Genomic DNA, 13,656 nt, shown 5'->3' with positions numbered 1-13,656 from the left:
GCAGGCCAAATAACACAGTGGAAACGGATGATATCCTTACCAACCACGTGATACTGAGCAGGCCAACGGTGCGCAAGATTTGCTGCGGCCGCTTCACCTGGCTGACCATAACCCACTGCCGTCATGTAGTTAAGTAACGCATCAAACCAGACGTACGTCACATGCTTCTCATCAAAGGGAAGTTTGATACCCCAGTCAAAACTCGTGCGACTGACGGAAAGATCTTGCAGGCCACCCTCAACAAAGGTGCGAACTTCCTTCATGCGGAAGGAGGGCATCACAAAGTCAGGATGCTCATCATAAAAAGCAAGCAGACGATCCTGGAAAGCAGAGAGTTTAAAGAACCAGCTCTCCTCTTGCACACGCTGCAGCATACGTCCGCAGTCGGGGCAAAGATGCTGACCTTCGGTGTGGTTTTCCTCGTCGGAGTGGCGCACTTGAGTCTCGGTGAAGTACGTCTCCTCAGGAACGCAGTACCAACCATCATAACTGCCCTTATAGATGTAGCCCGACTCCCGCATACGCTCCCAGAGATACTGCACCGCACGCTCCTGACGGGGCTCAGTAGTACGAATAAAGTCATCATTGGAAATCTCAAGAGTCTTCCAAATATCCGTAAATGCAGGAGCCAGCGAATCACACCACTCTTGAGGAGTCATCTTGTGTTCAGCAGCCGTAGTCTCAACTTTCTCACCATGCTCATCAAGACCCGTGAGGAACTTGACATCATAGCCAGCAGCGCGGCGATAACGAGCCTGCACATCACTCAAGATGGTGCAGTACGCGGTACCAAGATGCGGAGCGGCGTTAACATAATAGATAGGGGTGGTGATATAAAAAGACGGCTTGTTTAGATTGTCTGCCATGAAAAATGTCTCCTGCTAAAAGTCTGCGAATGATGCAACTTATTATTCTAACGCAAGCCCCCTTTGTGCTCCTCAGAGAAATGCGTACAAACAGACCCTAGGCAGTTTAGTTGTCAGAGAGCTCCAAAATGCGAGCGTAGGCATCGGATTTTGGGAGACCATATCGCTTGGCAAGACGCTTAGCAAGGACCGTTTTTGCTTCTCCTGCGGCGAGTCCTGCTTGTGCCGCTTCTTCAAAACTGGCAGCCTGTCCAGCGGTTTGTGAGAGAAGCAGAGCAAGCTGGCGCAATTCGTCTGCACAAGGCGGTGCAATCACAATGACACACTCGCCTTTGAGCACATTGCCTGCATCTTGTCGCTGCACAAGTTCATCTACCAACTCACGTGCTGGCCCACGCAAAACTTCTTCATGCAACTTAGTCAACTCGCGCACCAAAGCTACCAACCGTTGAGGAAAAGCCTGAGCAATCACCGTCAAGGTATCTACCACACGACGTGGAGACTCATAGAGTACCAATGCCCCTGGCACTACCGAAAGTTCGGCCAAGCGCTTGTGCTGAGCGCTTGCTTTCCGCGGCAAAAATCCTTCAAAAAAGAAGTGTTCCATAGGCAGGCCTGATGCCACCAAAGCACAGGTAAGTGCTGAGGGTCCGGGAATAACTTCCACACAAAGATTTTGTTCAAGCGCGGCATCTACCAAACGAACACCAGGATCGGATACTCCAGGCATACCTGCATCCGATACAAAAGCAACACGCTGACCTGCAGCAATACGGGCAAGTGTAGGCTCAATACGACTCGCAAGCACATTGTCATCGGCACGCTCAAGAGGTACATGCAGCCCTAAATGTGACATCAATTTGCCAGTAACACGAGTGTCTTCGCAAAGCACCACATCGGCAGAACCTAAGGTCTGCTTTACGCGTGGTGAAATATCTCCAAGGTTGCCAATAGGTGTACCAACTAAAGAAAGGATACCTTCTCCTTGTGTTGCGGCTGCATGAGAATGTGCAATAGCCATTAGTTGAGCATCCGCCTCTCAAAGGTCGCCAAAGCCACACGCGCATCCCAGCCTATCAGTCTGCTTGTCGTCTTCCAGGTCTGGAAGAACCACGCAGGGCAGTCGCGAAAAGCATTGATTTGTTCGGCAATAAAAACACGCTCAAGTGCAATGCGACCTTCAGGTGTCATTAGAGAATCAGGAAAAGGCAAAGAACCAGACCATTTACCGACCATCACGGGCAGATGACCACGTCCTATAGCTTTAAGCGCTGCGCGAGAGCTGGCCACAAGTTTGCGCACGCCCACAGGACCTGTCACATCTACCTTGTCTTCGTAATGGTAAAGATGAGCATCAAGCCAAACATTTTTGTATTGACGCTGTCCCATAAACGAACGCCAGGAGCGATGTAGGTCTGCATCGGGCAAAACTACAACGGCATCCTCCCCCGCCTCCTTACGAATGAGCTCATATGCATCACGATAATAGGTACGCAAGATGTGCATGGGCACGCCGTCGCTTAAGACCAAGCCACGACGTACTTGAGCGAGAGGCTCATCTGCCACTTCAATACCAACAAACCCATCGCGTAATGCATAGCGGCGAGTCAACGTGGCAATGACTTGCAAAGCACTTTGACGATAGTCAACAAAACGCGCCCGACCGTGTACAAGGCCACCATCATCTGCCTCGCGACCAGGATTGATGCCCAACACAAGCAGCAGTTTGAGCCCAACATCTTCTGCCCATTCAAGCGCATCATCGACCTGCTGGATACATCCCACATAAGGACCAGTCTCGGGACCATCATCACCTAACACATACCAGGGCACGGTCAGACGCACAGCATTAAACCCGCGACCAGCAATCTGTACAAAATCTGCCTGAGAGATAAACGTCGCACGATGATGACGCACTATCTCCTGATAGCGCTTTATACCCACCGCACGAATCAGTGAAGGCTCATCGAGGGCACCAGAGTCCGCAAAAAGACCAGGGGTCACCCATGACTCAAGTGTGAGCCAGCCAGTAAGGTTCACACCATGTAGAGTCCGCCTGTCCATTACTTGCTCCTCTGTTCAAAATTTAGCTCGCACTTGAAGTATACCTACCTCAGTGGACATCAAGGAGACACGTAATGACTGTTTACCCACAAAAAAGGGATACTTTTGGTCACTTTTTTCTAGATATACACAGGTGCAGGCAATAAAGCTAATCTACAAAATAACTTGCACAGTTCAAAGGCGTTTCATATACATCTACTTGGCTTATAGGCAGACCACGTTTGTAAAAAAGCTCAGCAAAATTCTTAGCTAAATTTTCTGCCGTTGTCCTATAGGGCAACAGCTTGAGCTTAAAACCCTCGTCACACAACGCATCAATAGTGGTCTGCTTGAGCGTACCCTCTTCAACCAAAAACATATGGTCAAACGCAGCAACCTCTTCGCGCACAATGCGCTTAAGCTCACCAAAATCAAGTACCATATCGCGCTGTGTTCCCTCAGTGCCAAGCTGGTCTTGCTTGATATACACAACGACACGCCAGCGATGACCATGAAGATTTTCGCATGTGCCGTGATAGTCAGCTAAAAAATGTGCGCTATCAAAGCACGCTTCCGTCTTGAGCCCAAACACCACTATCTCCTAACGAGCCTGCTCAGCCTCAATATAGGCTTTGAGCGATTCTTCCCAATTTGCAGGAACAAAGCCTGTAGCTGAGAGTTTATTCAATGCGAGAGTACTGTAATGGGGACGAGGAGAAATGGGGCTTGGAGCCTCAGCAAAATACTCTGCGGTAGAAACTGGCTTGACCGCATCGCCATTACCCCCAGTCAAATCAAAAATGCGCGCAGCAATATCAGACCAACTGGCACTTGCACCACTACCCGTGAGATTGTAGGTACCAAATTCAGCATGTGGCGCACGGTCATCGAGTGCCGTATCACCTTCACGATATCCCAACAGCCACAAAATGCCTGCAGCCATATCTTTTGTAAAGGTCAGGCGACCAATTTGATCGTTAACTACACTCACCTGCGCAAGCTTGCCTCCTGCCACGCGATGCGAAAGATCCATCATGGTGCGAACAAAATTTTTGCCATCACCAATAACCCAACTTGAGCGCACAACAAAATGACGTTGGAGCTGTGCGACGAGTGCATCTGCTGCGGCCTTGGTTTGTCCATAGACACCTAAGGGAGCAAACTCCTCGCTTTCGTTATGGCTTTCTTGAATACCATCAAAAACATAATCACTGCTCACGTGTACAAGCGTGAGCTGATGTTCGGCAGCCACACGACAAAGTTTGGCGACACCCTCGACATTAATGTTCCAAGCAGCCCTACGACCTTCAGCGGTTTCCGCCTTGTCCACCGCCGTAAAAGCAGCCGCATTAATGATGGTACCAAAGGTGTCCCAAGCAATATGTTCATAGGCTACAGGATCACACATATCAAAACTTTCGATATCGTGAAACTCCCAGCCCTCAAGCCCGCGACGCGCAACTTCTGCTTGGAGTGCACGCCCGAGCTGACCGTTACTACCCACTACAAAAGTTTTACGAGGACCCATGGGCAAGGCATCTGCAAGGAAAGGATGATGCAAATCTGCCTCGGAGCGTATCGATTTCTCCAAAGGGATGGGCCAGCTGATATTGAGCTGTGGATCAGCCAAATTTACAAACGTATAGTTTTTCTTTTGCTCAGCAGACCAATGCGCATTAACAAGGTAGGTGTAGATGGTGCCGTCCTCAAGTGCCTGGTATGCATTGCCCACGCCACGCGGCACATAAATTGCTCGCGTTGGATCGAGCTCACAGCAAAAAACCTGACCGTAGCTCGCGCCAGGACGTAAATCTACCCAAGCACCAAAAATCTTGCCTGCCGCGATAGAAATCAATTTATCCCAGGGCTCAGCATGAATGCCACGGGTAGCACCGCGAGACTCGTTATAAGAAATATTGTTTTGAACAGGACCAAAGTCAGGGAGTCCCAGTTTTAACATCTTGGAACGCTGCCAGTTTTCCTTGAACCAGCCGCGGTTATCGCCGTGCACCGTTAGATCAAAAACAATAACGCCTGGTATGCTTGTCTCGTGTGCCGCAAGCTGCTTTCCAAAATCCACTGGAGCTCCCTCGAATTTTTACTTACTGACCTTGCTTGGCGTATTTTGCCTCAGTCTCGGCTTTTGTGTCCTCCCACCAGCTACGATTATCGCGATACCAAGCGATAGTGGCATCAAGTCCGCTCTCAAAGTCAGTGTGGGATGGGTGCCAACCAAGCTCAGTTTGGAGCTTGCTCGCATCAATGGCATAACGACGGTCATGACCAAGACGGTCACGCACCCAATCAAAGTCATCGACAGCTCGGCCCATATGCTCCAAAATCAAGCGCAAAACATCAATATTGTTGCGCTCGCCATTAGCACCAATGAGATACGTTTCGCCTATACGTCCCTGGGTAAGAATGGTCCAGACCGCACTGCTATGATCATCGGTATGAATCCAGTCACGCACATTTTTGCCATCGCCATAAAGCTTAGGACGAATACCACACAATATGTTGGTAATCTGACGAGGAATAAACTTCTCAATGTGCTGGTAGGGACCATAGTTGTTGGAGCAATTTGAAATGGTGGCACGTACGCCAAAGGTGCGATGCCAAGCACGTACCAGATGGTCGGCGCTCGCTTTGCTCGAAGAATAAGGACTGCTTGGACAATAAGGTGAATCCTCGTGGAACTTGTGGGGGTCATCTAAGGCCAGATCTCCATAAACCTCATCGGTTGAAATCTGGTGATAACGCACATCGTATTTACGTGCTGCTTCTAACAAGGTATAGGTACCCACCACATTGGTTTGGATAAAGGGTGACGGATCCACAATCGAATTGTCGTTGTGACTCTCAGCGGCATAATGTACGACAGCATCACAGCGTGAGACTAGCTGGTCTACCAGCTCAGCATCACAAATATCTCCCTGTACAAAATCCATCTGCTCAGGCGCAATACCATCGAGATTATGAATATTACCTGCATAGGTAAGCTTATCAAGCACCGTCACCTGTGTCTTTGGGTGCTCACGGGTGACATAATGCACAAAATTTGAACCAATAAAACCAGCCGCGCCCGTCACCAAGATGTGTTTGGGAATAAATTTCTCTTCTGCCATGTAGGTTCCTTTCGGCTACCAAAGCGGTGTTGTTTTCTCATTCAAACTGGGCAAGCAAAGCCCACGTGAACTGACTATCCAATCCTATTCAAAGCGGCTATCCTTGCGAATCTTGCCATCAAGCAGATGACGCAGGTGCTCACCATAGGGACTTTTACCGTACGCCTCGGCTGCTTGTCTGAGCGCGTCCTTATCAATCCAGCCATTTTGATACGCAATGTCTTCGGGTACCGAAACCATAATGGACTGTGAACTTTCTATAGTACGAACAAAGTTAGAAGCATCAAAGAGGCTGTCCATGGTGCCTGTATCTAACCATGCATAACCACGACCCAGTGTGACCACATCAAGAGCGCCATCCTGCAAATACATCTCATTGAGGGACGTAATCTCCAACTCACCACGAGCAGAAGGCTTAACCTGACGAGCCAGCTCGGTCACGCGGTTATCGTAAAAATACAGACCGGTTACAGCGTAATTGCTTTTGGGGTTGGCGGGTTTTTCTTCGATAGAAACTGCCTTGCCATCCTCCCCAAATTCCACCACGCCAAAACGCTCGGGATCATCCACGTAATAACCAAAGACCGTCGCTCCCCCCTCACGCTCAGCTGCCTTTACCGCATGACGCAAATGACGAGAAAGACCATTGCCATAAAAAATATTGTCGCCCAAGACAAGCGCACAAGAATCTCCTGCAATAAATTCCTCGCCAATGATGAAAGCTTGAGCGAGGCCATCAGGACTCGGTTGCACAGCATAGCTCAGTGAAATGCCAAACTGGCTACCATCACCCAGCAGTTGCTCAAAACGAGGGGTATCTGTAGGGGTAGAAATCACTAAGATGTCGCGAATGCCAGCCAACATCAACGTAGATAACGGATAGTAAATCATCGGCTTGTCATACACAGGCAAAAGCTGCTTGGACGTGACCATGGTCAAGGGGTAGAGGCGCGTTCCCGAGCCGCCCGCAAGAATAATGCCTTTCACAAACAACCTCCTGTATAGGGCTTTACAGATACATTAAGAGTAACGCAAGCAGAGCCAAAGAGTCGTTTGCTCCTAAACAATCTTGACTATCGGCGCAAATCCCTTAAGTAAGCGTTTGGTAGTGCCAAGGCTTTCGAAATAGACTGTCAAAGTGTCCTTGTCTATTGCACGCACAGTACCCATCTTGAAAGTCTTATGCGACACCCGATCGCCCACCGCAAAGCTTTCATTTGCCTTTGCGACATCGCGACGAATGGGCTGTGCATTGGAGCCCATCTCACGAGAACCACCCGTTGAGCGCGTACGCGAACCAAAGACCTGCCCACCGTAAACCTCGCTACCGCGGCCACTACCATAGGTACCATGCCGATCGCCACGTTTTTCCCAACCGACTCCACGATATCCCGAAGAACCAAGACCTATGGTTTGAACATCATCTTCAGGGATTTCTGCCAAAAAGCGGCTCGGCGCATTTGCCGAGGTAGAGCCAAACATTCTACGTGTTGTTGCATAACTCAGATAGAGTCTACGCTCTGCTCGGGTAATGGCTACATAGGCAAGACGGCGTTCTTCCTCAAAAGAATCTGGCTCGCCTTCCTTTGCACGATGAGGAAAAAGCCCCTCTTCCATACCCGCAACAAATACAACAGGAAATTCCAAGCCTTTTGCAGAATGAATAGTCATGAGCGTTACCGCGCTACTGGACCCAGCCAAACTATCAAGATCCGAGCGCAGAGCTAGCCACTCCATAAAAGCCGGAAGCTTTTTGGCAGCAACGCTCGCCGCATTTTCTGCTGCTGCACGGGGCGCTGTGGAAGCTTCATCCGCTGTGGCAGCTGCAGCAAGTTGGGCTAAGCTTTCAAGCGTTGCTGTGGCATCATCATGCGTTTCATCAAACTCGGCAGCCACACCAAAAAACTCTCGAATGTTATCAATGCGGCCATCAGCTTCAACGGAATGCTCTGCCTCGAGAGCACGTATAAGACCCGTTTTGTCAACAATTGTCTCAACCACATCTGATAAGTCACCCTGCAGATGACGGCCTGCTTCTATAGCTGCGCTAAACTCACCCAAGCCTGCACGTACCTTAGGACTAAAAAGACCTGTTTCTGCCACACAAGCTTGAGCAGCTGCAAAGAAGGTCAAGTCGTGTTCTGTGGCATAGCTGCGAATTTTGCCAATGGAAGTTGTACCAATACCTCGACGGGGCGTGTTGATAACACGTAAGGCTGATATGTCATCGTCAGGATTGACCACAAGCTTGAGATAAGCCATTACATCGCGAATCTCTGCTCGATCAAAGAATCGCGTACCACCCACGATTTTGTAAGGCACCCCCGCACGCAACAGCATATCTTCGAGTACACGCGACTGAGAATTCGTACGATAAAAGACCGCAATGTCATCATAGCTGGTACCATCATCATGATTTTTTTCGATCTCCGAGCCAATCCAACGACCCTCATCGCGTTCATCATCTGCTTGATACAGAAAAATCTTGTCTCCATCGTTGCGATTGGTAAAAAGACGCTTGGCTTTGCGTCGGGAATTGTTACTCACCACAGCATTTGCTGCAGACAAAATATGATGGGTTGAGCGATAGTTCTGCTCGAGCTTGACTACCTGCGCATCGGGATAGTCCTGCTCAAAAGCAAGAATATTTTTTATATCGGCACCACGCCAGCTATAAATTGACTGGTCGTCATCGCCAACCACCATTAAATTGCGATACTTTGCTGCCAACAAATTGGTAATGGAATACTGAACATGGTTGGTATCCTGATACTCATCCACACTAATTTGACGGAAGCGTTCCTGATACTTGTCCAATACGTCGGGATGTTTTGCCAACAGCTCATATGCCTTGATAAGCAAATCATCAAAATCCATAGCGTTTGCTCGTGCCAAACGTAGCTGCAGCTCTCGATATACACGAGCTGCTTTGAGGCTAAGCGGATTATGATCTCCTGTGGCTTCATCTGCCATATCCTCAGCTGTTTTCATTGCATTTTTTGCCTGTGAGATACGCGAACGAATAGCCTGTAGGGGAAATTGCTTGGGGTCAATATCCAACTCATCCATGATGGTCTTGACAAGACGCTTTGAGTCATCGTCATCATAGATAGTGAAATTGGGGCGATAGCCCAGCAACTCACCATCCTCGCGCAGCATACGCACACACATTGCATGGAAGGTACACACCCACATACCACGCGTGCCCCCAGGGAGCAATGCGTCCAGACGCTCGCGCATCTCGGCTGCTGCTTTGTTGGTAAAGGTGATTGCTAACACCTGCCAAGGACGTACTCCTTCATCAGAAATCATGTGCGCAATGCGGTACGTCAACACCCGCGTCTTGCCTGAACCAGCTCCTGCCAAAACCAGCAAGGGACCACGTGTACATAGTGCCGCTTTGCGTTGCGCAGCATTAAGACTATCAATATCAACGGCACTCTCTACGGGAGAAAGAGGCACTTCGTCAGTCGTACCAACTGCTACTCGAGATGGTTTTTTTACAACAGGCGCTGCTGTGCCCTGTCGCTCAGAGAAGCTAGACTGAGACTTCATAAACTCATCGAAAGACAGTGACAAGGGAAACTCCGTTCATCATGTGGGAGCTACTAGTCTACCCCCTGTAGCGGACCTCAAAAGGGCTTTACTCATCTGTCTCTTATTTGTTCATCAATTTTCGACTTGTTTAACTCTGCAACATAAGTCTTAATTAATGTGGGAACATTCAAGTCGTTCAAGCGTACTCTCAACGAGCAGCAAACATGGAGAGCTATATGATAAATTTTGTCACTGAGGAGTCTTTCTGGGAGCTTTTTCCCAAGGCAACTATTGGCGTTTTGACCGTAGATGGCATCAAACCAACCGACCAAATTGATCCTGCGCTGGTCGCCCGCGCCCAGAAGGAGCTCAAACGTGCCAATATTGTTGCGCGCAAATGGGTGCCCAACAACCCCATCAGCAAAAACGAAGTTCCTGCGGTATGGCGCGAGGCATACCGCAAATTTAAGACCAAGCATGGCGCCCGCTGCTCAATCGAAAACCTACTTAAGCGTGTCCTTAAAGACAATCCGGTTGGCTCCATCAACCCCGCAGTTGATATATCCAATGCAATTTCTCTGACCTATGCCTTCCCCATGGGCGTAGAAAATATCGATGCCTTTGTGGGCACCTTCCGTCTCGCGCTAAGCGAAGGTGGAGACGACTATCTGGCTGTTGGTGAGGATACTCCTGATCCCACCCTCGCTGGTGAGCTTGCATACCTAGACGATGCGGGGGCTATTTGTCGCTGCTGGAACTGGCGTGACTGCCAGCGTAGCGCAGCTACAGACAACACTCCTCATTGCGCCTTTATCATGGAGTGTATTGAGCCTCATCGCGTGAATGATCTGCATGCTGCTATCGATCAACTAGAAGTCTTTACCAGCGAAATTCTTGGTGCTCATACCACCAACAAAGATTATCTGACGATTGATCATCGCACGACTCCACTTATCTAAGCGCTGACTTATCCGCCTATAACGCACAGCGCGCCTGGGACAGCACAGGCCCCAGGCGCTTTTTCTTACAAATCCCGCTTTGCGTAAAGTTTCTGCGAGAGTTTGAGCGAGGCGAAGGAGAGCAAACCCACGAGCAGAGCCGCAACAACTAAACTCCATCCCATCCCTAGTTGCGCATACAGCTTTGACAGCGTTTCTGTCGCTCGTAAAAATCCTTGCCTTGGTGCAGGGAAAGTTAACAATAACGGAAGCATCACAGGCAGCGACATAACAGGCCAAGCTCGTTGAGCTCCCCACCAAAACAAAACAGGCATTTGGAGTGAAAGTAACAGAAGCAATATCAAGGCAGCCGCTACAAGTACAGAGCCAACTTCTGTCATAGTGCTTAAGGCATTGCTGTTGAATTGTTGCATTGCGAGTACCACTACACCATTGAGCAGTATACAAACGATAGCTCCCGTAATAGTTGCCGCAAACACAAAAACATAACGTCCTGTTACCACTTGAGCGCGCGTCAGAGGAAGCGCGTCACGAGCCTGCTGCCAACCATTTGCTTCGTCATCTGAAAAAGCACCTCCTGCCAAGATATAAATCACCATAAAGAAAATGGCGAGCGAAATCTGTATCTGCAAATTTGTTATCGTGACGTGAGCAATATCTATGTCGTCTCTGCCAAAGACTGCGCCCGCTCCAACGATAATAATTACCGTCGCAAATAGCAGAAGATACTGCGGAAGTTTGCGCAAAAACTGGCACCAATCTGCATAAAGAACCGCAAGCATTTATCTCAGCTCTCCCTTCGCAACGAGGGTCATCGTCTCATCGATTGTCGCTTTATCAATGGTAAAAGTTGGGAAGCGCTGCTCAAACTGAGCACGGTTGAAAACAAGCACATCCCAGGAGAAGTCACGCTTTACTATACGGATTTGGCCTTCAGGAATATAAGCACTTGCAAGCAGATACTCCAGTTCCTCGCCGCGCAAATGAGCGATACCCATCTCGTCATAAATGCGCCCACAATCACTTGCAAATGCAATTTTTCCCTCTTCAAGCATCACAATATAGTCTGCGATATGCTCAAGGTCGCTGGTAATATGACTAGAAATGAGAATTGATCTCGTGCCATCTTCCATGCTCTCGCGTAAAATATCGAGCAGTTCATCGCGCACAATAGGATCAAGACCTGCTGTCGGTTCGTCCATTACAAGCAAATCTGCACCGCAGGCAAGCACGCAAGCAAGCTGTAATTTCATACCCATACCGCGAGAAAGCTCTCCAACCTTTTTGCGGGCAGCATATGAACGATGGGGCTTTGGATTTGCTTGTAGCAAGCCCATACGCTCAAGCAGATGTTGGAGCAACGGATAGTCAAGCTTTGGATATGCCAAGCTATACATTGTTGCAACCTGCGCCACACTCATTCGCAACGGATATGCACAGACCGAACTCACATAACCTATACGAGCTTTAAGAGCGGTGAGTTCCGCACCGGAAAGAGCATCTCGTTTTTTGCCAAAGAGCTCGACCGAACCAGCATCAGCATGCACACAACCGAGTGCAACTTTCATAAGTGTAGATTTACCTGCGCCATTACGGCCCACCAAACCCACAATCGACCCTCGAGGCACATCAAGAGATACTGACTGAAGGGCAAAGTCACCATAACGTTTGTCAATCTCGCACAATCTCAAATCGCAAATCTCCCCTGACAAGTCAAGACTACCAAGGGGAAGCTTGTTATCCCTATCAAAAGCCGTATACGCAAAATGCGCAGCACTCTGAGCGTCTGTACCCACATATGCTTTCATACTCAGTGTTCCTCCTCGAGAATCAAGTCAAGCATTTCGTGCAGTTGTTGAGAATCAATCGCAGCAGTTCGTGCCACAGCGACCGCTTGCGCAAGCGCTGCTTCCACCCGTCTGAGTTGCTCTTCTCGCAAAAGTCCTGGATCGACACCCGCCACAAAGCAACCTTTGCCAGGGACCGTTTCCAAAATGCCTTGCGCCTCAAGCTCTGCATAGGCACGTTTGGTGGTAATCGCACTAATGCGTAGACTCGTCGCAAGACTTCGAATGGATGGAAGCTGTTCACCAGCGCTAAGCTCGCCTGCAAGAACAGCCGCTCTCAACTGATCTGCAATCTGCTCATAGATGGGCTTGCCCGAGGAGTTGGAAATGACAATTTCCACGCTCGTTTCCCTTTCCCTTTGTTCTGTTCATTGTGTACATACTGTATATATCATATATATACAGTATGTCAAGAAAAATCCGCTTAGGACTCTCCCTAAGCGGATGAATAACAGCTAATGTAAGGCGAATTAGGCGGAAGCGAGGGCGTCGGCCAAAGCCTCAATCTCGGCGAGATTTGCTTCCTTAACACTAGAACGCAGGTGCACCACAGGCTCGAGAATAGTCATATTGGGCATAGCCTCAACTTGTGTTTGGATGAGCTTACCCGCCGTAGGAGCCCAGCTGCCGTTTTCCATGATGCCAACAACGCGATTCTTAAGGGCATGAGCTGCGATATCGTCCAGCAAAGTACGCATGCTATCAAAGATGCCCAAATTATAGGTGGCGCAAGCAAAGACAAGTTTGGAGTATTGGAAGGCAACAGAAACAAGCTCAGAGGTCATAGTCTTGGAGCTATCGTAAACGCGTACATCGCGCATGCCGCGCTCAGCCAGCTTGCCCGCAAGAATATCAGCCGCAACAGCTGTATCGCCATAAATTGAGCCATAAAAGATTGCGACAGAATCAATTTCGGGTTCGTAGCTTGCCCACTTGGCGTACTTATCTAGGATGAGATTAAAGTCCTTGCGCCAGATATGGCCATGCAACGGACAAATCATACGGATATCCAACTTGGCAGCTTTTTTGAGCAGCATATTGGTTTGCACACCATACTTACCTACGATATTAACGTAGTAGCGACGAGCCTCATCCAGCCAGTCATGCTCCCAATCAACCTCGTCAGCAAAGATGTTGCCACCCAGCGCGCCAAACTCACCAAAGGCATCGGCGGAATACAAAACACCTGTCAGCTGATCGTAGGAAACCATAACCTCAGGCCAGTGAACCATGGGAGCCAAGAAGAACTGCAGGGTATGACGACCCAGCTCAAGCGTAT

At 49.1% G+C, this 13,656-nt stretch carries 13 protein-coding genes; 1 reads left to right on the top strand and 12 read right to left on the bottom strand.

Going from position 1 to position 13,656, the window contains the following annotated elements:
- The 8 genes from Q0X25_RS04850 to Q0X25_RS04815 all read right to left on the bottom strand — a co-directional run.
- Positions 1 to 866: class I tRNA ligase family protein (locus Q0X25_RS04850; RefSeq protein WP_298579364.1), on the bottom strand; the 866-nt coding region annotated here is incomplete at its 3' end.
- A 106-nt stretch (positions 867 to 972) separates the two neighbouring features.
- Positions 973 to 1,887 carry a 16S rRNA (cytidine(1402)-2'-O)-methyltransferase gene (rsmI, locus tag Q0X25_RS04845; RefSeq protein WP_298579362.1) on the bottom strand — a complete coding sequence of 305 codons (915 nt, stop codon included), beginning with the start codon at positions 1,885 to 1,887 and terminating at the stop codon, positions 973 to 975.
- A complete protein-coding gene (locus tag Q0X25_RS04840; RefSeq protein ID WP_298579360.1) occupies positions 1,887 to 2,930 on the bottom strand; it encodes a cellulase family glycosylhydrolase in 1,044 nt (347 codons plus the stop codon). Before Q0X25_RS04840 ends, rsmI begins: the two co-directional genes overlap by 1 nt.
- Positions 2,931 to 3,078: 148 nt before the next feature.
- On the bottom strand, positions 3,079 to 3,501 hold the full coding sequence (locus Q0X25_RS04835) for a 6-carboxytetrahydropterin synthase (RefSeq protein WP_298579358.1): 423 nt from the start codon (positions 3,499 to 3,501) through the stop codon (positions 3,079 to 3,081).
- A 9-nt stretch (positions 3,502 to 3,510) separates the two neighbouring features.
- A complete protein-coding gene (locus Q0X25_RS04830; protein WP_298579355.1) occupies positions 3,511 to 4,989 on the bottom strand; it encodes a sugar nucleotide-binding protein in 1,479 nt (492 codons plus the stop codon).
- 22 nt (positions 4,990 to 5,011) lie between these two features.
- Complete coding sequence (rfbB, locus tag Q0X25_RS04825; protein WP_298579354.1) at positions 5,012 to 6,034, bottom strand: dTDP-glucose 4,6-dehydratase; 1,023 nt, start codon at positions 6,032 to 6,034, stop codon at positions 5,012 to 5,014.
- Between the two features lie 84 nt (positions 6,035 to 6,118).
- Positions 6,119 to 7,021 (bottom strand): glucose-1-phosphate thymidylyltransferase RfbA, encoded by a 903-nt coding sequence (gene rfbA / locus Q0X25_RS04820; RefSeq protein WP_021735601.1) that lies wholly within the window; start codon positions 7,019 to 7,021, stop codon positions 6,119 to 6,121.
- 72 nt (positions 7,022 to 7,093) lie between these two features.
- Positions 7,094 to 9,613, bottom strand: coding sequence for an ATP-dependent helicase (locus Q0X25_RS04815; RefSeq protein ID WP_298579353.1), 2,520 nt, complete (start codon positions 9,611 to 9,613; stop codon positions 7,094 to 7,096).
- Positions 9,614 to 9,807: 194 nt separating this feature from the next.
- On the opposite strand from Q0X25_RS04815, the gene Q0X25_RS04810 reads away from it, so the two are divergent.
- Positions 9,808 to 10,530, top strand: coding sequence for a B3/4 domain-containing protein (locus Q0X25_RS04810; protein ID WP_298579352.1), 723 nt, complete (start codon positions 9,808 to 9,810; stop codon positions 10,528 to 10,530).
- A 65-nt stretch (positions 10,531 to 10,595) separates the two neighbouring features.
- Here the strand turns inward: Q0X25_RS04810 and Q0X25_RS04805 are convergent, their stop codons facing one another.
- The 4 genes from Q0X25_RS04805 to Q0X25_RS04790 form a co-directional block, all read right to left on the bottom strand.
- The gene (locus tag Q0X25_RS04805) at positions 10,596 to 11,312 is read right to left on the bottom strand and encodes an ABC-2 transporter permease (protein ID WP_298579351.1); all 717 of its coding nucleotides are present in this window, start codon (positions 11,310 to 11,312) and stop codon (positions 10,596 to 10,598) included.
- The gene (locus Q0X25_RS04800; RefSeq protein ID WP_298579350.1) at positions 11,313 to 12,338 is read right to left on the bottom strand and encodes an ABC transporter ATP-binding protein; all 1,026 of its coding nucleotides are present in this window, start codon (positions 12,336 to 12,338) and stop codon (positions 11,313 to 11,315) included. It abuts the gene before it with no gap.
- A 2-nt stretch (positions 12,339 to 12,340) separates the two neighbouring features.
- Entirely contained in the window at positions 12,341 to 12,718 is a 378-nt protein-coding gene (locus Q0X25_RS04795; RefSeq protein ID WP_298579348.1) for a GntR family transcriptional regulator, read from the bottom strand.
- Between the two features lie 129 nt (positions 12,719 to 12,847).
- Positions 12,848 to 13,656, bottom strand: an 809-nt coding sequence (locus tag Q0X25_RS04790; RefSeq protein ID WP_298579347.1) for a flavodoxin domain-containing protein, incomplete at its 5' end; no start/stop codon positions are given.

Origin of the sequence: uncultured Olegusella sp., from assembly GCF_947253395.1 — a bacterium.
GTDB lineage: Bacteria > Actinomycetota > Coriobacteriia > Coriobacteriales > Atopobiaceae > Olegusella.
This window is presented reverse-complemented; position numbering and strand designations above follow the sequence as displayed.

Excerpts from the sequence above, each read along its gene's own strand:
- rsmI (WP_298579362.1), bottom strand. The coding sequence starts at position 1,887 with ATGGCTATTGCACATTCTCATGCAGCCGCAACACAAGGAGAAGGTATC.
- Q0X25_RS04840 (WP_298579360.1), bottom strand. The coding sequence starts at position 2,930 with ATGGACAGGCGGACTCTACATGGTGTGAACCTTACTGGCTGGCTCACA.
- rfbB (WP_298579354.1), bottom strand. The coding sequence starts at position 6,034 with ATGGCAGAAGAGAAATTTATTCCCAAACACATCTTGGTGACGGGCGCG.
- Q0X25_RS04810 (WP_298579352.1), top strand. The coding sequence starts at position 9,808 with ATGATAAATTTTGTCACTGAGGAGTCTTTCTGGGAGCTTTTTCCCAAG.
- Q0X25_RS04805 (WP_298579351.1), bottom strand. The coding sequence starts at position 11,312 with ATGCTTGCGGTTCTTTATGCAGATTGGTGCCAGTTTTTGCGCAAACTT.
- Q0X25_RS04800 (WP_298579350.1), bottom strand. The coding sequence starts at position 12,338 with ATGAAAGCATATGTGGGTACAGACGCTCAGAGTGCTGCGCATTTTGCG.